At 32.7% G+C, this 25,548-nt stretch carries 28 protein-coding genes; 22 read left to right on the forward strand and 6 right to left on the reverse strand.

Features of this window, described 5'->3' with window-relative positions; translation table 11 throughout:
• The first annotated feature begins 19 nt into the window (after positions 1 to 19).
• From OJ995_RS01140 to OJ995_RS01155, 4 genes are all read left to right on the forward strand, one after another.
• The gene (locus OJ995_RS01140; protein WP_133608889.1) at positions 20 to 430 is read left to right on the forward strand and encodes a BrxA/BrxB family bacilliredoxin; all 411 of its coding nucleotides are present in this window, start codon (positions 20 to 22) and stop codon (positions 428 to 430) included.
• A gap of 86 nt (positions 431 to 516) precedes the next feature.
• The gene (locus tag OJ995_RS01145) at positions 517 to 1,251 is read left to right on the forward strand and encodes a lysophospholipid acyltransferase family protein (protein WP_264367756.1); all 735 of its coding nucleotides are present in this window, start codon (positions 517 to 519) and stop codon (positions 1,249 to 1,251) included.
• 5 nt (positions 1,252 to 1,256) lie between these two features.
• Positions 1,257 to 2,255: an acyl-ACP desaturase gene (locus OJ995_RS01150; protein ID WP_264367757.1), complete on the forward strand. Its 999-nt coding sequence runs from the start codon at positions 1,257 to 1,259 to the stop codon at positions 2,253 to 2,255.
• A 69-nt stretch (positions 2,256 to 2,324) separates the two neighbouring features.
• Positions 2,325 to 2,969: an HD domain-containing protein gene (locus tag OJ995_RS01155; protein WP_264367758.1), complete on the forward strand. Its 645-nt coding sequence runs from the start codon at positions 2,325 to 2,327 to the stop codon at positions 2,967 to 2,969.
• Between the two features lie 57 nt (positions 2,970 to 3,026).
• Here OJ995_RS01155 and gdhA read toward each other — a convergent pair whose 3' ends face one another.
• From gdhA to hemH, 5 genes are all read right to left on the reverse strand, one after another.
• Positions 3,027 to 4,370 (reverse strand): NADP-specific glutamate dehydrogenase, encoded by a 1,344-nt coding sequence (gene gdhA / locus OJ995_RS01160; RefSeq protein WP_264367759.1) that lies wholly within the window; start codon positions 4,368 to 4,370, stop codon positions 3,027 to 3,029.
• Positions 4,371 to 4,520: 150 nt separating this feature from the next.
• Positions 4,521 to 5,297 (reverse strand): enoyl-CoA hydratase/isomerase family protein, encoded by a 777-nt coding sequence (locus OJ995_RS01165; protein WP_264367760.1) that lies wholly within the window; start codon positions 5,295 to 5,297, stop codon positions 4,521 to 4,523.
• A gap of 13 nt (positions 5,298 to 5,310) precedes the next feature.
• Positions 5,311 to 6,723: a sensor histidine kinase gene (locus tag OJ995_RS01170; protein ID WP_264368012.1), complete on the reverse strand. Its 1,413-nt coding sequence runs from the start codon at positions 6,721 to 6,723 to the stop codon at positions 5,311 to 5,313.
• Positions 6,724 to 6,794: 71 nt separating this feature from the next.
• A complete protein-coding gene (locus OJ995_RS01175) occupies positions 6,795 to 7,349 on the reverse strand; it encodes a CopD family protein (RefSeq protein WP_264367761.1) in 555 nt (184 codons plus the stop codon).
• A 15-nt stretch (positions 7,350 to 7,364) separates the two neighbouring features.
• Complete coding sequence (gene hemH / locus OJ995_RS01180; RefSeq protein ID WP_264367762.1) at positions 7,365 to 8,384, reverse strand: ferrochelatase; 1,020 nt, start codon at positions 8,382 to 8,384, stop codon at positions 7,365 to 7,367.
• 215 nt (positions 8,385 to 8,599) lie between these two features.
• On the opposite strand from hemH, the gene OJ995_RS01185 reads away from it, so the two are divergent.
• The 6 genes from OJ995_RS01185 to OJ995_RS01210 all read left to right on the forward strand — a co-directional run bounded on the left by OJ995_RS01185 (position 8,600) and on the right by OJ995_RS01210 (position 13,459).
• Positions 8,600 to 9,328 (forward strand): hypothetical protein, encoded by a 729-nt coding sequence (locus OJ995_RS01185; protein WP_264367763.1) that lies wholly within the window; start codon positions 8,600 to 8,602, stop codon positions 9,326 to 9,328.
• 32 nt (positions 9,329 to 9,360) lie between these two features.
• Positions 9,361 to 10,143, forward strand: coding sequence for a hypothetical protein (locus OJ995_RS01190; RefSeq protein ID WP_264367764.1), 783 nt, complete (start codon positions 9,361 to 9,363; stop codon positions 10,141 to 10,143).
• A gap of 11 nt (positions 10,144 to 10,154) precedes the next feature.
• On the forward strand, positions 10,155 to 10,985 hold the full coding sequence (locus tag OJ995_RS01195; RefSeq protein ID WP_264367765.1) for a hypothetical protein: 831 nt from the start codon (positions 10,155 to 10,157) through the stop codon (positions 10,983 to 10,985).
• Between the two features lie 110 nt (positions 10,986 to 11,095).
• A complete protein-coding gene (locus OJ995_RS01200) occupies positions 11,096 to 11,851 on the forward strand; it encodes a hypothetical protein (RefSeq protein ID WP_264367766.1) in 756 nt (251 codons plus the stop codon).
• Between the two features lie 10 nt (positions 11,852 to 11,861).
• Positions 11,862 to 12,629 (forward strand): hypothetical protein, encoded by a 768-nt coding sequence (locus OJ995_RS01205; protein WP_264367767.1) that lies wholly within the window; start codon positions 11,862 to 11,864, stop codon positions 12,627 to 12,629.
• A gap of 8 nt (positions 12,630 to 12,637) precedes the next feature.
• Positions 12,638 to 13,459 (forward strand): hypothetical protein, encoded by an 822-nt coding sequence (locus tag OJ995_RS01210; RefSeq protein WP_264367768.1) that lies wholly within the window; start codon positions 12,638 to 12,640, stop codon positions 13,457 to 13,459.
• Positions 13,460 to 13,498: 39 nt separating this feature from the next.
• On the opposite strand, the gene OJ995_RS01215 is transcribed toward OJ995_RS01210, so the two are convergent.
• Positions 13,499 to 14,371, reverse strand: coding sequence for a helix-turn-helix domain-containing protein (locus tag OJ995_RS01215; protein WP_264367769.1), 873 nt, complete (start codon positions 14,369 to 14,371; stop codon positions 13,499 to 13,501).
• Between the two features lie 230 nt (positions 14,372 to 14,601).
• Here OJ995_RS01215 and hemA point away from each other — a divergent pair, with 230 nt between their 5' ends.
• Genes hemA through OJ995_RS01275 form a run of 12 tightly spaced genes read left to right on the forward strand, consistent with a single transcriptional unit; the run spans position 14,602 to position 25,544 of the window.
• A complete protein-coding gene (gene hemA / locus OJ995_RS01220; RefSeq protein WP_264367770.1) occupies positions 14,602 to 15,858 on the forward strand; it encodes a glutamyl-tRNA reductase in 1,257 nt (418 codons plus the stop codon).
• Positions 15,855 to 16,775 (forward strand): hydroxymethylbilane synthase, encoded by a 921-nt coding sequence (hemC, locus tag OJ995_RS01225; protein ID WP_264368013.1) that lies wholly within the window; start codon positions 15,855 to 15,857, stop codon positions 16,773 to 16,775. The genes hemA and hemC overlap by 4 nt, the downstream gene beginning before the upstream one ends.
• 12 nt (positions 16,776 to 16,787) lie before the next feature.
• Complete coding sequence (locus OJ995_RS01230) at positions 16,788 to 18,530, forward strand: TrkH family potassium uptake protein (RefSeq protein ID WP_264367771.1); 1,743 nt, start codon at positions 16,788 to 16,790, stop codon at positions 18,528 to 18,530.
• Positions 18,531 to 18,540: 10 nt separating this feature from the next.
• Positions 18,541 to 19,248 carry a potassium channel family protein gene (locus OJ995_RS01235; protein WP_133608928.1) on the forward strand — a complete coding sequence of 236 codons (708 nt, stop codon included), beginning with the start codon at positions 18,541 to 18,543 and terminating at the stop codon, positions 19,246 to 19,248.
• A gap of 1 nt (position 19,249) precedes the next feature.
• On the forward strand, positions 19,250 to 19,909 hold the full coding sequence (locus OJ995_RS01240; protein WP_264367772.1) for a uroporphyrinogen-III synthase: 660 nt from the start codon (positions 19,250 to 19,252) through the stop codon (positions 19,907 to 19,909).
• Positions 19,910 to 19,939: 30 nt separating this feature from the next.
• A complete protein-coding gene (hemE, locus tag OJ995_RS01245) occupies positions 19,940 to 20,965 on the forward strand; it encodes a uroporphyrinogen decarboxylase (protein WP_264367773.1) in 1,026 nt (341 codons plus the stop codon).
• Positions 20,966 to 20,972: 7 nt separating this feature from the next.
• A complete protein-coding gene (locus OJ995_RS01250; RefSeq protein WP_264367774.1) occupies positions 20,973 to 21,491 on the forward strand; it encodes a hypothetical protein in 519 nt (172 codons plus the stop codon).
• 53 nt (positions 21,492 to 21,544) lie between these two features.
• Complete coding sequence (locus OJ995_RS01255; RefSeq protein WP_264367775.1) at positions 21,545 to 22,081, forward strand: GNAT family N-acetyltransferase; 537 nt, start codon at positions 21,545 to 21,547, stop codon at positions 22,079 to 22,081.
• A gap of 6 nt (positions 22,082 to 22,087) precedes the next feature.
• Complete coding sequence (locus tag OJ995_RS01260) at positions 22,088 to 23,191, forward strand: tetratricopeptide repeat protein (protein WP_264367776.1); 1,104 nt, start codon at positions 22,088 to 22,090, stop codon at positions 23,189 to 23,191.
• Between the two features lies 1 nt (position 23,192).
• On the forward strand, positions 23,193 to 24,095 hold the full coding sequence (gene hemF / locus OJ995_RS01265; protein ID WP_264367777.1) for an oxygen-dependent coproporphyrinogen oxidase: 903 nt from the start codon (positions 23,193 to 23,195) through the stop codon (positions 24,093 to 24,095).
• 32 nt (positions 24,096 to 24,127) lie between these two features.
• Complete coding sequence (hemB, locus tag OJ995_RS01270; protein ID WP_264367778.1) at positions 24,128 to 25,123, forward strand: porphobilinogen synthase; 996 nt, start codon at positions 24,128 to 24,130, stop codon at positions 25,121 to 25,123.
• A gap of 7 nt (positions 25,124 to 25,130) precedes the next feature.
• Entirely contained in the window at positions 25,131 to 25,544 is a 414-nt protein-coding gene (locus tag OJ995_RS01275) for a c-type cytochrome (protein ID WP_264367779.1), read from the forward strand.
• The last annotated feature ends 4 nt before the right edge of the window (positions 25,545 to 25,548 follow it).

Here is a 25,548-nt window from a genome sequence, read left to right on the forward strand (position 1 = left end):
AACTTATAACATAAAAATTATGTATCCAGAAGAAATGGTAAAACCAATGCGTGCTGAATTAACAGAAGCTGGTTTTCAAGAATTATATAGCGCTGAAGCAGTAGAAAATGCTTTAAAAAATGAAGGAACTACGTTAGTAGTAATCAACTCTGTTTGTGGTTGTGCAGCAAGAAATGCACGTCCAGGAGCAAAAATGAGTTTAGATGGTGCTAAAAAACCTTCGCAATTAGTAACGGTTTTTGCAGGAGTAGATAAAGAAGCTGTAGATGCAGCGCGTCAACATATGTTTCCTTTTCCTCCATCATCACCATGTATGGCTTTATTTAAAGATGGTGAATTAGTTCACATGCTAGAACGTCATCATATCGAAGGTCGTCCAGCAGAATTAATTGCTGAAAATTTAAAAGACGCTTACAACGAATTTTGCTAAGTTACTATGCTGGCATACAATAAAAACCACCAAAATATTGGTGGTTTTTTATTTTATAGCTTACTTTTGCCTAAATTGGTTTTTATATGGAAAAAATCCTTTCATACCCACTTTCAATAATATATTACATTTTCTTCCTTTTATGGTTGGTAATTTTTCACCCTATTCAATGGATATGCTTCAATGTTTTTGGATACAATGCCCACCGTTTAAGTGTTGCCTATCTGAATTGGTTTTTAGTTAGAACAGCTCATATTGTTGGTACTACTTATCATATTAAAGGATTAGAAAATGTTCCTAAAAACAAACCTTTAGTTATTGTAGCAAATCACCAAAGTTTACATGATATTACCACTATCATTTGGTTTTTACGTAAAGTGCATCCAAAGTTCATAAGTAAAATTGAATTAGGGAAAGGAATTCCAAGTGTTTCCTATAATTTACGTCATGGAGGTTCTGCATTAATCGACAGAAAAGATCCAAAACAAGCATTGCCAGAAATTAAAAAAGTAGCCGAATTAATCAACAATAACAATTACTCGGTAGTTATATTTCCAGAAGGAACAAGAAGTAAAACTGGCACTCCTAAACCATTCGCAGTTAACGGATTAAAAATGCTATACAAATTTGCTCCAGATGCATACTTCTTACCAATAACGATTAATAATTCGTGGAAAATGACTAAATTTGGGCAATTCCCTCTTGGCTTAGGAACTCGTTTAGAATTCAACATCCATGAGCCTTTAAAAATTTCAGAATATCCTTTTGAGGAAATTTTTGAAAAAACTGAAACAATAATAACACAACATATTAAAATATAGCCCCTATGTCTATTCAAAATGTCCGTTTAGAAGTGATGCAATTTTTAGAAAAAAAAGTGGATCATTTCATGGAAGAATTCTTAATCCCTGTCGAAAAAATATGGCAGCCTACTGATTTGCTTCCTGATTCTTCGAAAGAGAATTTTTTAGAAGAAGTAAAAGAATTACGTGAAATCGCGAAAGATTTACCTTATGATTTTTGGGTAACTTTAGTAGGAGATACAATTACTGAGGAAGCTTTACCAACATACGAAACTTGGCTAATGGATGTTGAAGGCGTTTCTCAAAAAGGAGAAAATGGAGATAACGGTTGGGCAAAATGGTTACGTCAATGGACAGGTGAAGAAAACCGTCACGGAGATGTATTAAACAAATACTTGTATCTTTCTGGTAGAGTAAACATGAGAGAAGTAGAGATTACAACTCATCATTTAATCAACGATGGTTTTGATCCTGGAACAGGAAGAGATCCTTATAAAAACTTTGTATTCACAAGTTTTCAAGAATTAGCTACTTATGTTTCTCATAATAGAGTGGCACAAATGGCTAAGAAATTTGGTGATAAAAAACTACACAAAATGTGTAATTTGATTGCAGGAGACGAAATGCGTCATCATTTAGCGTATAGCGAATTTGTGAAACGTATTTTTGAAGTAGATCCAAGTGAAATGATGTTGTCATTTCAATACATGATGAAGAAAAAAATTACGATGCCAGCTCATTTGATTAGAGAATCAGGTGAAAGCATTGGAACTGCATTTGAAAAATTCTCAGAATCAGCACAACGATTAGGTGTTTACACTGCGATGGATTATGTTGACATTCTAAAAAAATTGAATGAAAAATGGGAAATTGATAAAATTGGTAATCTTACCGATGAAGCTGAAAAAGCACGTGATTACCTTATGAAATTACCTGCTCGAATGGCAAAAATTTCAGAAAGAATGGTAGTTCCAGCTGAAGGACAACTTTTTAAATGGGTTGAGCCTGCTTTAGTAAAATAAGGATTTTCAAAACTTAATATCTAAATTCCAATTTTATTTAAAGTTGGGATTTTTTTGTAACTTGTAAACATGCAATTAATCAATAACACCATACTTTTTGTAAAAAATCAATTAATCAACGCCGAAGGTGGACATGACTGGTTTCATATTGAACGTGTATATAAAAATGCTTTATTAATTGCTGAAAGTGAAGATTGTGATGTGACCGTGGTAAAGTTAGGAGCTTTGTTACACGATATTGCTGATTCAAAATTTCATGGAGGAGATGAAACGGTTGGTCCAAAAACAGCTAAAGTTTTTTTAGAATCGCAAAATGTTTCTGAAGACATTATTTTGCATGTTATTGCTATTATTGAAAATATATCTTTTAAAGGTGGGAATTTTGAAAAAAAATTCAATTCTAAAGAATTAGAAATCGTACAAGATGCTGATCGATTAGATGCCATTGGCGCCATAGGAATTGCTAGAACATTCAATTATGGCGGATTTAAAAACCGCCCTTTATACAATCCAAATATTCAGCCTAACTTGAATATGACGAAAGAAGAATATAAAAATAGTGAATCTCCAACGCTGAATCATTTTTACGAAAAGCTATTACTTTTAAAAGACAAAATGAATACAGAAACCGGTAAAAAAATAGCGCAAAAACGTCATGATTTTATGATTACTTTTTTGAGTCAATTTTACTCGGAATGGGATGGACAAGAATAAAAACAAAAAGCGATTTTCAGATAGAAAACCGCTTTTTTTATGAAATTGTATTTTGAATTATACTACTCCTTGCGCTAACATTGCATCAGCAACTTTAACAAAACCTGCAATATTTGCTCCTTTTACATAATCTATGTATCCATCTTCATCAGTTCCAAATTTTACACAAGATTCATGAATATCACTCATAATTTTAAATAATCTTTGATCAACTTCTTCTGTTGTCCAACTTAAACGTAATGAATTTTGCGACATTTCTAAACCAGAAGTAGCTACTCCTCCAGCATTTGACGCTTTTCCTGGAGCAAATAAGATTTTTGCCTTATGAAATTCTGATATTGCTTCTGGAGTTGATGGCATATTAGCTCCTTCAGCAACACAAATACATCCATTACTAACTAATAATTTTGCTTCTTCTCCATTTAACTCATTTTGGGTAGCACAAGGCAATGCAATATCTCCTTTTACTTCCCAAGGACGTTTCCCGGCTATAAATTTAGCATTAGGATATTTTGCTACATAGTCAGAAATTCTACCATAATTTACATTCTTGATTTCCATGATGTAGGCAAGTTTTTCTGCATCAATTCCATCTGCATCATAAATATAACCAGAAGAATCAGAAGTAGTAACCACCTTAGCACCTAACTGTGTTGCTTTTTCAATAGCATATTGTGCAACATTACCAGAACCCGAAACTAATACCGATTTTCCTTTAAAAGAAGTTCCTTTAGTTGCTAACATACTTTGTGCAAAATAAACCGTTCCATATCCGGTAGCTTCAGGACGAATTAATGAACCTCCAAAAGAAATTCCTTTTCCAGTTAATACACCTGTGAATTCATTTCTAAGCTTTTTATATTTTCCAAACATATATCCTACTTCTCTTCCTCCTACACCAATATCTCCAGCCGGAACATCAGTATCTGAGCCAATATGTCTGAATAATTCATCCATAAACGCTTGACAAAAACGCATAATTTCAGTATCTGATTTTCCTTTTGGATCAAAGTTTGAACCTCCTTTACCACCACCCATTGGTAATGTGGTTAAGCTGTTTTTAAACACTTGTTCAAAAGCCAAAAATTTCAAAATACTCAAATTAACAGATGGATGAAAACGCAATCCTCCTTTATAAGGTCCAATTGCAGAATTCATTTGAATACGATATCCTTTATTAATTCTTGTTTTTCCTGAATCGTCTATCCATGCTACGCGAAACATAACTACTCTCTCAGGCTCCACCATTCGCTCAAGAAGCATTTTGTTATTATATTTTTTATTACTTTCAATGAATGGAATAACAGCTTCTGCTACTTCTTGTACTGCCTGTAAGAATTCAGGTTCATTAGGGTTTGATTTTGCAACTTCAGCTACGAAATCATTAATTTGTTTTAACATAATTGTTGTGTTGTTGTTTGTTAAATAATTAAAAAATATTTATTTCAAATCAAAATTAAACATTTTAACAATTATACTTAAAAAAAATAACTAAAACATTTTTTAGTAATCTTAAATAAAAAACCCAGAACTAAGTTCTGGGTTTATATTTTATTTTCCAGGAAATATTGCTTTTCGTTTTTCTAAAAATGCGGTTGTCCCTTCTTTAAAGTCTTCGGTTCCAAAAGAAAGACCAAAGTTTTTAATTTCTACTTCATAACCATTCGTTCCGTCTTCAAAATTGGCATTAATTGCTTCGATTGCTTTTGCGATAGCTACACTTGAATTATTTGCAATTTTTGAAGCAATACCTTTTGTGAAATCTAATAGTTCTTCTTGTACAACAACATGGTTTACTAATCCGTAATTTTTAGCCGTTTCTGCATCAATCATTCCTGCTGTCATGATTAGTTCCATAGCACGCCCTTTTCCTACTAATTGCGCTAAACGTTGTGTGCCTCCATAACCAGGAATCACACCCAAAGTAACTTCTGGCAATCCCATTTTTGCATTTGTTGAAGCTATTCTAAAATGACAAGCCATTGCTAATTCTAATCCGCCACCAAGAGCAAATCCATTAACTGCTGCAATAACTGGTGTACTTAAATTTTGTACAAAATCAAATAACAATTTTTGTCCTTGTGAAGCTAATTTACCACCTTCTTCTATTGAAAAATTGGCAAATTCTGAAATATCTGCTCCGGCAACAAATGCTTTTTCGCCACTTCCAGTAATGATAATAGCTTTTACTGATTTGTCTTCGTTTAACGCTTTAAAACCATCATGTAATTCTTGAATTGTAGCTTTGTTTAAAGCGTTTAATTTTGTTGGTCTATTAATAGTTATAATCGCAATTGCGTCTTGTTTTTCAATAAGAATGTTTTCCATTTTACTTGTTTTATTATTTATTTATTGGGAACGAAACTAAAAATTCAGTTCCTTCATTAGGTTCTGTTTCAAAGGTAATAGTTCCATGATAATTTTCTATGATATTTTTAATTATGGCCAAACCAAGTCCCATTCCGCTTGATTTTGTGGTGAATTTTGGTTCAAAAACACGCTCCTGATTTTCTAGTGAAATTCCTTTTCCGTTGTCTTTTACAGCAATCTTTACCTCGTTATCCTGTCTAAAAACTGTAACAAAAACCAATTTCTTTTCTTGTTCTTCGGGAATGGCTTGAATTGCATTTTTAACCAAATTGGTAATCACCCTAATCAATTGAGTTTTATCTAATTTTGTAATGATTTCATCTTCTAAGGCCGAAAATTGAATAAAATCTTCATTAAAAATTTCCATTGCCATTTTAACGACGTTAACAACATTTAGCGTTTCATTCTGTTGGGCTGGCATGGTCGCAAAATTAGAAAATGCATTTGCCACAGCACTCATAGTGTCAATTTGTTGTAAAATTATTTTGGTATAATCATCTAGTTTTTTTGAAATATCAGGGTCGTTTGCATCAAACTTTCTTTGAAAACTTTGCACGGTCAATCGCATTGGTGTTAATGGATTTTTAATTTCATGAGCTACTTGTTTTGCCATTTCGCGCCAAGCTTGTTCTCTTTCACTCTGTGCTAAAATAGTGGCACTTTCTTCTAACTTGTCCACCATAGTATTGTACGAATTAATCAGCAGGTTAATTTCCTTACTTCCATCTTCAATTACAATTTTTTCATTGCGCTGATTCAATTGCGTTTCTTCCATTTTATCGCTAATAATCTTTAACGATTTTGTAATATAACTCGACAAGAAATAAGACAATATAATTGAAATTAAGAACATGAAGATATAAACTTGTCCGAATCGAATTAAGAAATTTTGAACTTCATTGTCGTAAAACTCGGTATTTTCTTCGTAAGGCAAATTTAAAATACCCATGGGTTTAAACTTGGTGTCCTTTAAATAGGAGTAGGAAGAACGAAACGATTGTCCATCGACTTTTGAAAACTCAATGTAGCGTTTATCTAAAGAAGATTGGATAATTTTTAATGTGGATGGATTGATTTTTGGCTTGTCTTTATCTAACTTAAAAATTGCTTTAGACGAAATCAACAATTTTCCTTTTAAATCGAAAAAGTTAATTTCCATACTATGAATATCAGACAACTCGAAGATTTTATCTTTAAAAATCAACGGGATGTTTTCGGTACTTAGTGGATAAGTGGTGGTTTGTAGCACATAGTTAATATGCTCTGTAATGGCCACTTCTTTTCTTTCCAGCCTATCTTGATGGTATTCACGCGCTTCTTTTCTAAATTGATAAATGGAAACCGCTGCAATTAGGACAGATGCAATTAGTGTTAAGAATATCATGGAAAGAAATATTCTTACACGTAATGAAAGGTTTTTAAAATTGAATATTCTGTCCATCGCTGTGCTAAAAATTAGCTGTTGTTTTTTTCTCGAATTTGTTTGTACAGCTTATATCCTAACATTAATAGAACTGAAAAAGCTATAATACCAACAACTCCAAAAATCCAATTAATAGCATTCTTTAAAATTACTAAAAAAACCACTGCAAAAAGAATAATTGTAGCACCTTCGTTCCAAAGTCTGAAAAATCCTGACGAATGTTTTACATCATTATTCTGTAATTGTTTGAAAATTTGGTGGCATTTTAAATGATACAAATACAATAGAAACACAAAAGCTAGTTTAACATGCATCCAAGGTTGAGTTAACCAAACTTTGCCTACTTCGGTAAAAAACAACATCCAAAAAGCGAAAATACTTGCTAAAACAGCACTTGGCCAAGTTATGATAAACCACAATCGATATTGCATTAATTGGTATTGTTTAATCAATATATCTTGCTCTGGTTGCGATTTTTGTTTTGCTTCAGCATGATAAACAAATAACCTAACAATGTAAAACAACCCAGCAAACCAAGTAATAACAAAGATTAAATGTAATGATTTTATGTAGTTGTAAAGTTCCATTTAGAAGTCTTTTCTTTATTGTTTCTGAAAATCTTTGATCCAATTTGCTACAACACCACACCATTCATCTTCATCATTTAAACATGGAATTGCCATAAATTCCTCGCCTCCATGATGTAAAAATTGTTCGTTAGCTTCCATTGCAATTTCTTCTAATGTTTCCAAACAATCAGCAACGAAAGCTGGTGTTACTACCGCTAATTTTTTAATTCCTTGTTCAGGCATTTTGTTAATTTCAACATCTGTATATGGTGTTAACCATTTATCACCTGCTAAACGCGATTGGAATGTTTGGCTGTATTTTCCTTCTGGAATTCCTAGTAATTTTACGACTTGTTTTGTAGTTTCATAACATTGATGACGGTAGCAAAATTCATGTGCTGGTGATGGAGTATTACAACAAGAACCATCTATTTTACAATGCGATTTGGTTACATCAGTTTTACGAATATGACGTTTTGGAATTCCATGGTATGAAAACAATAAGTGGTCGTATTCAAATCCTTCTAAATGTCTTTTGATAGAATTTGCCAAAGCTTGAATAAAATCAGGTTTATTGTAAAACGCAGGAACATTAGTAAAAGTCATTTCTGGAAAATGTTTTTGACGTAATTCTTCTGCTAAAACCAAAATAGTAGTAGTTGAAGCCATTGCATGTTGCGGATATAATGGTAAAAGCATTACTTCGGTTACCCCTTGATCTTTTAATTCTTGTAATCCTTTTTGAATGGTCATGGTTCCATAACGCATTGCTAAAGCTACAGGAACATCTACCAATTGCTTTACTTTTTGATGCATTTTTTTAGAAATAACAATTAAAGGCGAACCTTCATCTGTCCAAATTCTTGCATACGCTTCCGCTGATTTTTTAGGTCTTGTTTGCAAAATAATCCCACGAACTAACAAAGCACGTAATAAAAACGGAACATCTATTACATATTTATCCATTAAGAACTCATCTAAATATGGCTTAACGTCTTTGGCTGTTGGACTTTCTGGCGAACCTAAGTTAACTAATAATACTCCTTTTTTCATTTTCTTTTTTTTTCAAAAATACTATTTAATTATCAAAAAAAAATGACGTAAGATTAATCTTAAAGCAAAAATGACTATTTGTCGGAAAAATTATTCATTTCATCGAAATTTTGTTAAAATTATAATATTATTAACAATATATTTTTTTTTATATTAAATAATATTTAACTTAGTGACAGAATTATTGAATATTTAATAATTAAAAACCTTGGCCCATGAAGAAACATTACATTAAATTACTCATTTGGTTTGTTTCAACTACAGCATTTTCTCAAGTGCAAGGTGTAGGAATAAACGAGGATACTCCTCAACAAGCTCTTCATTTAGGATCTTCAAGTGGAACAATTCGTGTTGACGGTCTAAACGCAACCAATTCAACATACAATGGCGGGGGAACAGAAACATACCCGCTTTATGTAGATGGTGATGGTAATCTTACATTAGAATTTAAACCTATTTATAACAGCAACGGTTCAGATGCTCTCGATCATGCAATTTTGCCAGGCTCGGTTGTAACACTTCCTGCTGGTGATAATGATGGCGTAATGGTAGGTGAGCTTTTTAACTTTACAATAGCCGTTAATAGAGCGTCAATTCTTGAAGTAAAATACAATGTTAGCATGGATGTATTTTTAAATCCAGCAGAAACAGCTATTTCAGATAGACGAGCTAGACGAGTAAATACTTTTTTTCAAGTTAATGGCGCAGGAAGAAAATATGGACAATCTGCAAAATGCTATACAGGTGGATCAGCTGATAGTGAAACAGGTAAATTATTTAACACGAGTACTTCGTACATTACTCTGCCAGCTGCTGGTTCATATGTAATTCGTTTTTATGGTGAGGTTTCTTCAGGAATAACAAACAGTACCGCAAATACAGGATTAGCCACTTGCGTAAAATTTGCTAGAGGAAACGACACTCTACTTTTTAGATTACATTAAGCCTCTTTTCTAATTCTAAAACTCAGAAAATTATGAAAAATCAATACTTATATTTACTTTTTAGTTCAGCTATTGGATTTAGTCAAGTAGGAATTGGGACTTCAAACCCACAAGAAGAATTACATGTTGCGGGAAATAATTCAACTATACGCATAGAGAGTTTAAGCAACGCAAATAACCCACTGAATGACGGAATAAAAAATGCACGTGTATATGTAGATGCTAACGGAAACTTTACATTAACTCCACCTAACTATACAGCAGGCGGAAGTGGAAATGGAAATTTACCAATAAACTTCTTAATAGATGTGCCAAATTTTATTCCAGACAATGTTGATGGACTACCCGCTCCTTATGATAGTTTAGGAAGAATAATAAATAGTGATCTAACTCAAGAAACCGTTGAAGGCTTTATTTATAGCGCTACATTTACTGTGCCTCAATCATGTACTGTTGAAGTAAAACATGGTGTTACAATAGTAATATCGGGTTCAAATATGTTAACTCCTAGTTTAGCATATATTAACGACAGTAAAACAAGAACCATACAAACCTTTTTCTGCTTTGATATAAATAATGACGGATTAAGCCCTGCAGAGAAGGCATTACAATACGGCCATAAAGGACAATTTTACTGTTCGGTTGCAGGAGGTTCACTGGGCTACCCATATATGAATAGTCAAGGATACGCAACCTTACCCCCAGGAACACATTCCATTCATTTCTTTGGAGTTGTTAATGACCCTCCAAATACTTTTACAAGCGTTGGATTTGGAGGCGCTACAGATTATTTAAAACTACGTGTATATAACTAAAACCTACAATCATGAGAAAATATTTTACCCTAATTATTTTTACATTTTGTGCTTCAATTTTTGGGCAAGTAGGTGTAAATACAACTAATCCGCAAGAAGAACTTCATGTAGGAGGTTCAAATTCAACAATAAGAATTGATGGACTAAACACTCCTAACAACGTTAACAACTTAGGAACAGCTTCATCATCACCTGTTTACGTAGACGCTGATGGCGATTTGATTTTAGGAACTTTAGCAGACAATGTTGAAATATTATTTGATTCTGAAAATTATTTGGAAGATGTACAAGATCCAACATCTTTAATTAATCAAGTAGGTAGTGGTGCAGGATTTAGTCAAGGTGGAATTCCTATTGGAGGAACCGCTATTTCTTTTACCTTAACTAAACCAGCAATTGTTGAGGTTAACTATTCTGTAAGCTGGAATGTTGGAAAAAATGTAACTGCAACATCTAGAATTGACGATTTTAGAGCTAGAATTGTTCAAACTGCGATGTACTTTAGACAAAATAATTATCTAGGTCCAGCAGTAATTAATGATTACTATGGAAATCCAATCAACGGAGGCCCTTGGTGTATTACTAGTAATTGTATGGAATTAGGAGGTCTTCTTGCAATTAATGGTCAGTTTTATAATAATACACATGGTGTGGCAAGCCAAGGAGAATGGAGAAATTTTAGAAATACTGCTTCAGATTATGTAGTTTTAGGACCCGGAACCTATACTCCTATGTTTGCAGCACAATTAGCTGTTGGAAACACAGCTATGACAGGAGCTGTAAAATTATATTTAGGCGTAGGAATGGATGAGGTTCAAATAGTTGCTTATTATTTTAACTAACTCTGTAAAGAAAAAGGTTTTTTATCGACAAAAATTGTATTTAATCGATTTTTGTCTACATTTTATTGATTATCAGAAAAATAATTCGATTTTTGACCAAAAGGTAGAGTATGAAATCAAAAATTATTTTTCTGATAGTTTTTTTTATTGGGGTAAACTCAAAAGCACAAGTTAGTGGTGTCGGAATCAATGAAGACACTCCGCAACAAGCACTTCATCTAGGTTCACAAACAGGAACTATACGTGTAGATGGATTAAATTCAACTAATAATACATTCAATGGTGGAGGCGTAGACCAAACTTATCCCGTTTATGTTGATCATAATGGTGACTTAACTTTAAAAACCGAAGCTTATGACAATAGTGATGGTGACGATGCCTTTTCAACAGCTGCAATAAATGGCACGCTAACAATTTTAGCCGGAGATGTGCCCAACGATGGTTATGAGACTACTCAAATTACTTCATATGTCTTTACATTAACTAGACCTACAATCGTAGAAATAAAATATTCTTTAAGTATTGAAGTGTTTCAAAACAATCTTTTTACAATAATCAAAGACCCGTATGCAAGAAATATTACAAATTTCTTTACACTAAATACACCAGTTTTATTAGGTACTACTAGAAGATATGGTGCTAGCTCAAAATGTTATTTCAATAGAAATGATGCAGCAACAAACCCTGCAGCAGCTCCTGATGGAGCAACGGGTTATATTTATAATTCTGGAACTACATATATACCTTTACCAGCAGGAGTACACACGCTTCGCTTTTATGGAACTGCTTGCTCAGGAAGCGCTAATCGACCAACATTTGTAAGATTTGCTGGAGGTCCAGACTCAATATTTATAAAACTATATTAATTTTTATACTATGAAAAAAAATATTATATATTTCTTTTTGTTATTTAGTTGTTTCTCGTTTTCACAAATTGGTATAGAAACTAATAATCCACAACAAGACCTTCACGTAGCTGGCGCAACTTCAACAATTCGAGTTGAAAGTTTAAATAGTATTAATGAACCTGCATTAAATGATGGAACAAAACTTGCGCCTCTTTATGTAAACGCTGATGGAGATTTCACACTTAATCCTCCAGGTTATAGTACTGGAGGCGGAGTAGGAACCAACGCACCATTAAACTTTTTAATTAGTGTCCCAAATTTTGTCCCAAACGGACCATTTGGGGACGGTACAGTTGTAGCTAATGACGAAACCGTTTCAATTGGTGTTTCAGAAATTGTTCAAGTCCCTTTTACAAGTCCACAAGAGGCTTTAATAGAAGTGCGATATGCAATGACAATAGATCTGTCGGATGAAATTTTACCCGCTCCTGGCGCTTCAACATTTAATGATATTTCCGCAAGAGCAGTTCGTTGTTATTTTTATATTGATTATAATAGTGATGGTTTAGATGCAATAGAATTATCAAAAAGATATGGTTTACATGGTGAAGCATACACTTCATATGTTCAAGGTTCCGTTGGGTATGCATTTATACACGGTGTTGGATATGGAAATATCCCTGCTGGAAACCATAGATTGGTGTTTTATGGAGAAACCGTAGATGGAAATAACAGAAAAACCTATGTAGGGTTCGGGGGCTCTTCAGATTATTTAAAAATTCGAATATATAATTAAAGTTTACTATGAAAAAAATTTTAACATCAATATTTTCACTATTTACTTTTTTAGTATTTGGTCAAGTAGGAATTAACACCACAACGCCATTAGAAGAGTTACACGTTGCTGGACCAACTTCTAATATTAGAGTAGAAGGTCTTAATGCTACTAATAATGTCTTAAATCTTGGAAACAAAGAGAATACTCGTGTTTATGTTGATACCGATGGTGATTTGGTTTTAAATACTGTTCCTACTAATATTGGAGTATTATTTAATCCTGCCAACTATTTAGCTGATCCATTAGATACTGGTGGTGCTGATGCAAATGTAATTAATCAAACAGGTGTAGGTTCAGGTTACGCACCAGGAGGATGGCCAAGAGTAACAGGTCCTGGAAGTTCAACTTTTACATTAACACGACCTGCCATTGTTGAAATTAATTATTCACTTTCTTACGAGATATTTAAATCTGGTATTCCAATTGATGATAACCATGCACGTACAGCTCAATTTTATGTTTATTTACGTAGTGGTGGTCCTGCAGGACCAATTGTTACCACAGATTATAATGGAGACCCTGTAGATTTTGGTGGAAATCCGGGTGCACTAGGTTATAGTGGAAATTTTTACACAAACGGTAGTTCTTTAGGAGCTGGCGGAGGAGAAGGAGATGGAAAAGAGTTCTATGCAACTGGTCATGACTATATTGTACTTGGACCAGGAACATATACACCAATGTTTTCAGGAATACTTTTTGTGGCAAGCACTTTAATGACAGGTGCTGTTAAAATGCAAATTGGAGGCGGAGACGATGAAGTTATTATTGTAGCTCATTATTACAACTAAACAAAATAAAAGCAAAAAAGAGCCGAATGGCTCTTTTTTTTATACATTAGAATTTATTGACATTAAATATTTTTTAGGAGTAGTCCCAAATTTTTTCTTGAAAGCCGCTATAAAATGGCTTCCTGTGCTGTATCCGATTTTTAAACCAACTTCATTTACATTATATGAACCGCTATCAAGTAATTGACGTGCATAATCCATTTTGTAATCGAATAAAAATCCATAAACGGTATCGCCATAAATTTGTTTAAAACCCATTTTAAGCTTCTTAAGATTTAAACCTACTTGATCAGCCAATTCTTGAAGTCCTGGTGGTTCTGCCATATTATTTAAAATAATATCTTTTGCCTTTCTTATTTTTAAAACATTTTCTTCATCAATTAAAAACGGACATTGCTCAGCATTTGGATCTTCTGAACGGTTAAAGTACAAACTCAACAATTCATATCCTTTTCCTTTATAATATAGATTTTTAATGAAGGAATTTAAATTATAATGAAAGATTTGACTAAGTACAATTGACATCGAAGGACTAATATCGTTTTCCTTGTAATATTTTTTGTCCTTATTTTCATCACTTAAAAAAGGAATATTTTCTGCTTCTGACGAAAATAGCCCGTGAAATTTCTTAATAGAAACAATAACTGAAATCACCCAAGTATTTGGAGCTAATTCCAAATGAATAGGCAATTCTTTTTGTGGATTATAAAACAAAAGAGACTTCTCTTCTTTTAAATCTAAAGCATAATTTCCCTGATTAAAAATAAATTTTCCCTTTCCTTTAATTCCAAAATGAAACTGTATAAGCCCCTGACTTACAGGGCGTTCAATTTTAATAGTTTCATTACTATCATTTTGAAAACGCAATAAAATAAATTCGTTTTCAATTTTAATTTCTTCTAAAGAACCCATAGCGATATTTTTACGTATATACTTTAAGTTGACAAATAAAATTTTATTTAGAATTATTCTATATAAAGCAATTGCCAGCCCTTGAATACATTACAAATTTAATAGAAATAATAGTAAAAAGATAATATTAGCTTAAAATATCTTTAAGCGACACAAAAAGTCCTTTGAGCGTTGTTTTTATAAAATGGTAAAATATAATTTTGTTGAACTTTTAGGAAGAGTACATATTTATGGAAAACAATACATTCGCAAAGCATCCAACTTTTTACGCTATAGGATTAAGTTATAAAAAGGCAGATGCAGAAATGAGAGGAAAATTTAGCTTGGACGATCAAGCTAAAATCAGCTTATTGCATCAAGCCAAGGCAGAAGGTATTGATAACCTAATCGTAACCTCAACTTGCAATCGTACTGAAATTTATGGTTTTGCTCAACACCCTTTTCAATTAATTAAATTATTATGCGAAAACAGTCAGGGAACAGTTGAAGATTTTCAAAAAGTAGCTTTTGTATACAAAAATAGTGAAGCTATTTCACATATGTTTCGTGTAGGAACTGGTTTAGATAGTCAAATTTTAGGTGACTTTGAAATCATTAGTCAATTAAAAAATGCCTTCGTAAAAAGTAAAGAGCTTGATTTAGCAAATGCTTTTTTAGAAAGATTAGTGAATGCGGTTATTCAAGCAAGCAAGAAAATAAAAAATGAAACTGAAATATCATCTGGAGCCACATCGGTATCATTTGCTTCGGTTCAATACATTTTTAAAAACGTAGAAGATATTGCTTCGAAAAATATTTTGCTTTTTGGAACAGGAAAAATCGGAAGAAATACTTGTGAAAACTTAGTAAAACACACGAAACACGAGCAAATCACATTAATAAACAGAACCAAAGAGAAAGCTGAAAAATTAGCTAGAAAACTAGATGTTATAGTTAAAGATTATGCTGATTTGCAGTTAGAACTTCAAAAAGCTGATGTGGTAGTAGTAGCAACTGGTGCTCAAAATCCAACAGTTGACAAAGCCATTTTAAATCTGAAAAAACCTTTACTAATTTTAGATTTATCGATTCCGAAAAACGTGAACGAAAATGTAAAAGACATTGAAGGAGTTACTTTAGTTCACATGGATGAACTTTCGCAAATTACAGATGAAACTTTAGAGAACAGAAAAAAACATATTCCTGCAGCAGAAGCTATTATTGACGAAATTAAAGACGAATTTATCGCTTGGACCAAACAACGTAAATTTGCACCAACCATACATGCTTTAAAAGCAAAATTGAATACAATTAAAGAAGGAGAATTAAATTTCCAACGAAAAAAACTAGCTAATTTTGACGAAGAACAAGCCGAATTAATTACCGCTAGAATAATTCAAAAAATCACAAATCATTTTGCCAATCATTTAAAAGATGATGAAACAATGGTGGATGAAAGTATTGAATGGATTGAAAAAATTTTCCAATTAGAAACGGTTGCAAAATAATGAGCAAAACAATCCGAATAGGAACTCGTGATAGCGAATTAGCCCTTTGGCAAGCACACACAGTACAAAAAAAACTAAATGATTTAGGTTATAAAACCGAAATTACAGCAGTTAAATCGCAAGGAGATATCATTCTTGACAAACCACTTTACGAATTAGGAATCACTGGAATTTTTACCAAAACTTTAGATATTGCCATGTTAAATGGCCAAGTAGATATTGCGGTGCATTCTATGAAAGATGTGCCAACCGCTTTACCTATCGGAATTGTGCAAGCAGCTGTTTTAGAACGCGCTAACTCATTAGATATTTTAGTTCACAAAGGCAATTTAGATTTTTTAAATTCAAACGGAACTATCGCTACTGGAAGCTTACGCAGACAAGCGCAATGGTTGAATAAATATCCAAATCACAATGTGGTAGATTTACGTGGAAATGTAAATACGCGTATGCAAAAACTTCATGATAGCGATTGGAGCGGAGCTGTTTTTGCAGCTGCAGGATTAGAACGCATTAACTTAAAACCAGAAAATTATATCGATTTAGATTGGATGGTTCCAGCACCAGCACAAGGCGCAATGGTTGTGGTGGCAATGGAAAAAGATGATTTTTGCAGAGAAGCATTAGCCAAACTAAATCACTCAGAAACAGAAATTTGTACACATATTGAACGTGAATTCTTAAAAACACTAGAAGGTGGTTGTACAGCTCCAATTGGTGCTTTGGCAACATTTACCTCAGATAAAATTAATTTTGAAGGCGTTTTGTTTTCTTTAGACGGAAAAGAAAAACACACAATCAAAAAAAGTTGTACTTTTGATTCTTATAAAAACTTCGGAAAAAATTGTGCCGAAGAAATTTTAAACAGCGGCGGAAGTGCTTTAATGGAAAGTATTCGTCGTGATTTAAAAAAGTAATTTTATTCCAAAATGGAGAAAGAATCGTTACTCAATTATTTATATCGCTTTTTTGATATTATCGTATTACTTTTTATAGTTTTTGACTTTGGATATGACTTCGAAGAAAACTACAATTCACCTCACGTTATTGGTTTAATACTCCTTTCTATTGGATTATTAGCCTTCAATTCATTTAAGTTTTTTACTTACAAGTATAAGAGTAATAAAAAAGTAGCCCTTGTAAATATGGTGTTACTAACCGGGATAATGATTACTTGTGTAATCATATCATTACTAAACTTTGAATTCCCAACAGATTATATTTTGCAAAAAATAAAGCCTCTATTAGAAGGAGGTTTGATCTTTTATTTTCTCCTTAGACTACTTGTGTTGGTGCGTCATATCTATGATATTTATTTCAATCCCGCAATTGTCTTTGTAGGAAGTTTTATGATTTTAGCATTAACAGGAGGGTTTTTATTAATGTTACCAAGTGCCACAACAAACGGAATCACATTTACTAATGCGCTTTTCACTTCTACAAGTGCTGTTTGTGTTACTGGCTTAGCAGTTGTTGATACTTCAACGGCTTTCACTGTAGTGGGACAATCCATTATTTTAGTTTTAATTCAATTAGGTGGAATCGGAATTTTGACTTTTACCTCATTCTTTGCTTTCTTTTTTAGAGGAAGTTCTTCATTTAAAGAAGGATTAAATACTAAAGATTTTATTGCACACGATGGCATGAGAGACGTTTTTAGAGCTGCTCTTAATGTTGTTATTTTCACTTTGGCTGTGGAAGCTATCGGTGCCATTTTTGTTTATTCGTCTATTGCAGATAATCATGCAATTGATAACAAATTCTTCTTTTCAATATTCCACTCTATTTCAGCTTTTTGTAATGCTGGATTTTCTATTTTATCAGCTGGTTTGTATGATGAAGCTATCCGTTTTGACTATTTCTTACAATGGATTATTATGACATTAATTGTATTAGGAGGTTTAGGTCACAACATTGTATTTAATTTTTATCAAAAAATAAGAACTTATGTGGTAGAACTATTTGATAAAAGAATCATCCATAAAAAAGTTCGAATCATCACTTTAAATACTCAAATTGTAATTTACACTACTTTAGTGTTGTTAATAGGTGGTTTCATTTTCTTATTTATTTCAGAATACAACAATACCTTATTAGAACACGATAGTCTTTTTGGAAAAATTACAGCGGCTTCTTTTAATTCGGTAACACCAAGAACTGCTGGATTTAACGCGGTAGATTTTGCTAAAATGAATGTTCCTTCGTTGTTGTTCATTATCTTCTTAATGTGGATTGGTGGATCTCCAGCTTCTACTGCCGGTGGTATCAAAACGAGTACATTTGCATTAGCAACTTTAAATATTTTTGCTGTTGCCAGTGGAAAAAGCAGAATTCAATTATTTGGAAGAAGAATTTCTTCAGAATCTACTTCACGTGCTTTTGCCATTTTATGTATCTCTTTAATTACAATAGGAATTTCAATTGTTGCAATGTTGATTTTTGAACCAAAAGGAACACCTTTATTAACCGTAGCCTTTGAATGTTTTTCAGCATATAGTACCGTTGGATTAAGTTTAAATTATACACCAACAGTAACTGAACCAAGTAAATATGTTTTAATTGCTTGTATGTTTATTGGTCGAATTGGAATGCTCAACTTAATGGTTGGATTATTACGAAGATTGAATCATCAATTCTACGAATATCCAAAAGAAAATATATTAATTAACTAATCTACCAAAAATGAAAATTATAGTATTTGGTTTAGGAAACTTCGGAATGTCGCTTGCTATCAGCTTAACTGAAACAGGAAACGAAGTAATTGGTGTAGATAAAAACATCGAAAAAATTAATCTTATCAAAGATAAAATTTCACATGCTATTGCATTAGATTCAACAAATGAATTATCGTATGAAGCTTTACCTTTAAAAGATGCAGATAAAGTAGTAGTTGCAATTGGAGAAAATGAAGGTGCTGCTATTATTACAACTGCAATCATAAAAAAATTGAGTGATGTAAAAATTATCAGTCGTGCTTTATCACCTATTCACGATACGGTTTTAGAGGCAATGGGAATTCACAGTATCATTCACCCAGAGCAAGAGTCAGCAGATAGACTAACAAAACAAATCAACTTCAAATCAACGTTGGAAAACTATCAATTAGATGATAACTTCACGATTTCGGAAGTAAAAGCTAAGCCTGAATTCTTCGGAAAAACATTAGCTGAATTAGATTCTATCGATAAATATCATTTGACTTTGGTTACTATTATTCGTAAAAGAGAAAAACGTAATCTTATCGGAAAAAAATCAATTATAAAAGAAACTATTGGTCGTCCTGCTCCTGATACTGTAGTATTAGAAGATGATATTTTAGTAGTTTACGGATATAATAAAGATATCGAAACTTATTGTTTAGGTCAAGAAGAATATCAAATTAGAAGCTAAAATGACTCAAATTCTTTCTACGAAAAAACTTTCAAAGGCGTTAAAAAAGAAGTTTTCTGATGCTGGAATGAAACTTGTAGAAAAGAATTTTATTCAAACTAAAGCAGTTTCTTTTGAAACACCTCAACTAAATGATTACTTAGTTTTCACGAGTAAACAAGCAGTAAAAAGTGTTTTGAAATCGGGAGTACAAAACATTCTTTTGAAACCTTGTTTGTGTGTAGGAAGTAAAACCAAGAATTTTCTCGAAAAAAAAGGTTTCACCGTTATTGAAAGTGCTGATTATGCCGAAGATTTGATTCAAATAATCGATTCGAAATATAAAGACAATTCGTTTACATTTTTCTGTGGAAACATCAGAAAAAATACGATTCCAAATTATTTTCAGGAAAAGAAAATCGCATACAACGAATTTGTCGTATATGAAACCAAACTAAAACTACACCAAATAAAAAAACCATTTGATGGCATTTTATTTTTTAGTCCGTCTGGAGTGAATAGTTTTTTGGAAATGAATTCATTAGAAAATAAAAAGTGTTTTTGTATTGGAAACACCACTGCAAAAGCATTAGAAAACAAAACAGAAAATATTGTAATTGCATCACAACCCACTGTTGAAAATGTAATTTACGAAGTAATACATTATTATAAACGCTTATAGCCTATTGCTTAAAGCCTAAAGCAATCAAAAATGATTAAGAACGATTTATTTTTAAGAGCATTAAAAGGAGAAACTGTTGAACGTCCACCAGTTTGGATGATGCGTCAAGCAGGAAGATATTTACCAGAATTTAGAGCTTTGCGCGATAAATATGATTTCTTCTCGCGTTGCGAAACTCCAGAATTAGCAGCTGAAATTACCGTGCAACCTATTCGTATTGTAAAACCAGATGCGGCTATTTTATTCTCAGATATTTTGGTAGTGCCAAGAGCTATGGGAATTCATGTGGAATTGAAAGACAATTTAGGTCCGATAATTCCAAATCCGATTCGTACTGCCGAACAAGTAAATCAGGTTTTTGTCCCAAATATTCACGAGACTTTAGGTTACGTGATGGATGCGGTAAAACTAACCAAAGAAATGTTGAACGACGAAGTACCGTTAATTGGTTTTGCGGGATCGCCTTGGACAATTTTCTGTTATGCTGTAGAAGGTAAAGGTTCTAAAAGTTTTGATACTGCTAAAGGATTTTGTTTTTCAAATCCGGTTGCAGCACACTTACTATTGCAAAAAATTACGGATACCACAATTTTATACTTAAAAGAAAAAGTAAAAGCAGGTTGTAATGCTATTCAGATTTTTGATTCTTGGGGAGGAATGCTTTCTCCAGTAGATTATCAAGAATTTTCGTGGCAATATATCAACCAAATTGTAGAAGCTTTAGCTGAAGAAACAGAAGTTATCGTATTTGGAAAAGGTTGTTGGTTTGCTTTAAACGAAATGTCTAAATCAAAAGCATCAGCTTTAGGAGTAGATTGGACTTGTTCGCCAAGAAACGCGCGTTATTTAACCGGTGGAAACATCACTTTACAAGGAAATTTCGACCCAAGTCGACTACTTTCTCCAATCCCAACCATCAAAAAAATGGTACATCAAATGATTGACGAATTCGGAAAAGACAAATACATCGTCAACTTAGGTCACGGTATTTTACCAAATATTCCTGTTGATCATGCGAAGGCTTTTGTAGAAGCGGTGAAAGAGTATAAGAAGTAGAATTTAAATGAGAATCCCTTTAATTTATAAGAGAATTGGAAATTTTTTAGGTTCATTACTACTCTCATTATGTTGTTTTTTTGGTGCTTATCAAGCTCTTACATTAAGTAGCTACGATATAGATCAAATTAATAATTATAGTGGAAAAGTTATTGAAGCAGGAATAATGAATAAAAACAATTCCGTTGCCGGAAGAGGTTCGTTTAAATCTGATATTTTTTTTATAAAAATTCAAGGTCTAAATCAAATTTTAGCGACTTATAATTCTTCAAACAGCTATAGTTATTTTGAGGAAAACATTAAAGTTGGAGACGAGATAACGGTTTATTATTTAGAATCTAAAGACACAATAAAGCCAAATTTGAATTTGTTTCAAATTGAAAAGAATTATAAAATTATTTTGAATACAAAAGAATTTCAAAACAAAGAAATACTAGGTGGGTTAATAGGGTTTTTTGGAGGAATAATTTTATTAGGACTTGGTCTTTACCAAGATAAAAAGTATTGGGGAAAAAATGAAAAATAAATTCTACACCTACATACAAACCTCCTAAGATCAAAACACTTAGAAAATAACTAATGATAACAACCGATTCATTTCATATAATCACTTTACAATCAGATGACGCAAAAAGTTTATCTGAAATGATGGTTTTGAATTTTGATAACTTTAATCGTTATTTTCCAATTACATTATCTAAAAATCTATCCATAAAAGATAGTTTAAGTTATATTGAAGAAAAAAGAAAAGAAATCACTTTAAAATCTGAATTTACTTTTGGAATTAAAGATATTTCAAATTCAAAAATTGCTGGTTTAATTATCATCAAAGAAATAAATTGGGATACGAAACAAGGAGAATTTGCCTATTGTATTAGTTCAGAATACGAAAACAAAGGTTGGATGTCAAAAGCTATTGCTCGAGCCACAAAATACGGTTTTGAAGTTTTAGGATTCAATAAATTTCAAATTATTGCTCATAAAACAAATATTGGAAGTTGTAAAGTTGCAGAAAAGTGTGGTTTCACATGGAAAAGAACACTTTTAAATGAATACACACCTCCAAATGAAACTCCATTGGATATGGAATTATATGAATTAGAACATGAAAAATAAATTAAAATGAGAGCAATTTTAACTGTATTTATTTTATTATTTTCAAACTTTATTAATGCGTGCCTTTGGGATAGAGACACTTATGCAATGGAAAAACAAAAGTTTCCAGATGCTTTTGAATTAATGACTGGGAATTTTGACAGGCACTCCAATTCATATTACCAATGGCGTATAGCTAAAATTCAAACTCAAATTGATAAAGGAAATAAAGACCCTTTACTTTTTGATGATTTAGCAGTGGCGTATTCAAAATTAGGGAATGACAAAAAAGCTATTGAGCTTATGAAGCTTAAAGAAAAATTTGCTCCAAATTTATATGAAACATTCGCTAATCTTGGTACCTTTTATATCCATGATGGACAATTTGAAGAAGGATTAAAATATATTAATAAAGCTATCAAAATAAATCCTGAGGCTCACTTTGGAAGAGAAATATATCAAAAATACCTTGTTGAATTTATTCTGTTAAACAAAAAAAAGGAGTCTGAATCTAATAACTTTTACATTTTTTTAATAGAAAAATACAATGCAAAAAATAATTCAAAGGAAAAATTTCTTCCAGAAGTAGAAAATGAAAAAGCTATAAAAGGAGTTTTAGGTATGATGCGATTTGGAAATTATAACTCCCCTATACTTTTAAATGCTCTTGGAGATTTGTTACTTGCGGATTCTTATAATACACCAAGCGCTAAAAGATTAGCAACTATGGCTTATATGGCTTCTGATTTATACAATGCCGGTTCAGTTTCTCTCAAAACCAAAGAAAATATTCAAATGTTTTTGAGCATGCAAGAACGTGACAAAAACACCTATGAAGAATTGCTCAAAGAAGTTAAAAAAGGTATTCTAATTGGGAAAAGCAGATATGCTGAAATTGAAAAGAAAGAAACAAATTGGGTTATTGAAAACAAAGATTTAGACATTGAGTTCGCACAAGATTTTTATGCAAAAACAGATTCTAAAAACAAGAACGATGTTGCTCCAAATAATCAAAATAGAATTACTAAAAGCGAAGATAAAATATCTAAAAAACTAATCATTGGATTAATCATTACATTAGTTATTGTTGGAATTTTTGTAATTGTAAAACTTCGAAAAAAACATATTTAAATTGAAAAATAAATTCTACACCTACATACAAAACCTGCAAGATCAAATCTGTAAAGGATTAGAGGACATCGATGGCGGTACCAAATTTCGCGAAGATATTTGGAAACGACCAGAAGGCGGTGGCGGTCGCACACGTGTTATTGAAAACGGAAATGTTTTTGAAAAAGGTGGTGTAAATATTTCAGCCGTTCATGGCAAATTACCCGATACGATGCAAAAAATGTTTGGTGTTGGAGAAGCCGATTTTTTCGCTTGCGGATTGAGTTTAGTTATTCATCCTAAAAACCCAATGGTGCCAACCGTTCACGCGAATTGGCGTTATTTCGAAATGTACGACGATAACGGAAACGTAATCAACAGCTGGTTTGGTGGCGGACAAGATTTAACACCATATTATTTGTTTGAAGAAGATGCCAAACATTTTCATCAAACTTGTAAAAATGCTTGCGACAAACATAACCATGAATTTTATCCAAACTATAAAAAGAAATGCGATGAATACTTTTGGAACGCACATCGATTTGAAGCTCGTGGAATTGGCGGTTTATTTTTCGATTATTTAAAAGCAACCGAACAAATGTCGATGGAAGATTGGTTCAATTTTGTGTCAGAAGTTGGGAATTCTTTCTTACAAGCATATGTTCCAATTGTGGAAAAAAGAAAAGATTTACCATATACAGATGCACAACGCACATGGCAAGAAATTCGTCGTGGTCGTTATGTGGAATTCAATTTAGTTCATGATAAAGGAACCCTTTTCGGGCTAAAAACCAACGGAAGAATCGAAAGTATTTTGATGAGTCTACCACCACATGTGCAATGGGTATACGACCATCATCCAGAAGTAGGAAGTGAAGAAGAAAAATTACTGAAAATATTAGCAAAACCAGTTGACTGGGTTTAATTATATTCCTCAATTATAAAATATAACAAATTATGTTTCCATTACACAGAGGTCGTCGTTTAAGAGTAAACGAATCTATTAGAAGTTTAGTTCGCGAAACCAGCTTGAGTCCGGCTGATTTTATGTTCCCGATGTTTATCATGGAAGGAGAAAACACGAAAGTAGAAATCTCTTCTATGCCAGGAATTTTCCGTCGTACTTTAGATTTAACGGTGGAAGAAGTAAAAGAATTATTCGCTTTAGGAATTCGTGCCGTAAACATCTATGTAAAAGTTAGCGATGATTTAAAAGATAATACCGGAAAAGAAGCTTGGAACGATAATGGTTTGATGCAAAGAGCCATTCGTGCTATTAAAGCGGCTTGTCCAGAAATGATTGTAATGCCTGATGTAGCGTTAGACCCATATTCCATTTATGGCCACGATGGTATCATTGAAAAAGGTGATGTAGCCAATGATGCAACTAATGATGCCTTGGTAAAAATGGCGGTTTCTCATGCAAAAGCAGGAGCTGATTTTGTAGCGCCAAGTGATATGATGGATGGTCGTGTGCTTCGATTGCGTCAAGGATTAGATGCAGCAGGATTTCATAATGTGGGAATCATGAGTTATTCGGCTAAATATGCTTCGGCTTTTTATGGTCCGTTTCGTGATGCATTAGATAGTGCGCCAAAAGATGCTGACGTTGAAGTTCCAAAAGACAAAAAAACTTACCAAATGGATTACGCTAATCGCATCGAAGCGGTTAAAGAAGCTCTTTGGGATGTAGAAGAAGGTGCTGATATGGTCATGGTAAAACCTGGAATTGCCTATTTAGATATCGTTCGTGAAGTTAAAAATGCAGTTGATGTTCCTGTAACAGTTTTTCATGTATCTGGTGAATATGCCATGATTAAAGCGGCTTCGGAAAGAGGTTGGTTAGACCACGATAAAATTATGATGGAGCAATTAATGTGTATTAAAAGAGCGGGTGCAAGTTTGATTTCAACATATTTCGCAAAAGAAGCAGCCATTTTATTAAACAAATAATTTTAAAATGAAACATATATTAAAATCATTCGCTGTTTTTGCATTAGCCATTTCATTGACTAATTGTGGTGAAAAAAAAGAAACGGATGCTTACGGAAATCCAGTTGAAGAAAAAACTGAGACAACCACTGAGACAACAGTTGATCCATTATTCGCTAAAGGGCAAGAACTTTTCGAAGGGAAAGGAACGTGTACAGCATGTCATAAACCAGATACGAAAGTAATTGGTCCGTCAATAAAAGAAATTGCTAAGATTTACAAAGAAAAAGGAGCTAGTATTGCTGCTTTCATTAACGAAGAAGGAGAACCTATCGTTGATTCATCGCAATATGAAACCATGAAAACGAACTTTGCAATTACCAAAGCTATGACGGCTGAAGAACGTAAAGCTTTAGAAATATATATGATGAGTTTCGAATAAAATG

It is taken from the genome of Flavobacterium lacisediminis (assembly GCF_025909975.1).
GTDB classification, from domain to species: domain Bacteria; phylum Bacteroidota; class Bacteroidia; order Flavobacteriales; family Flavobacteriaceae; genus Flavobacterium; species Flavobacterium lacisediminis.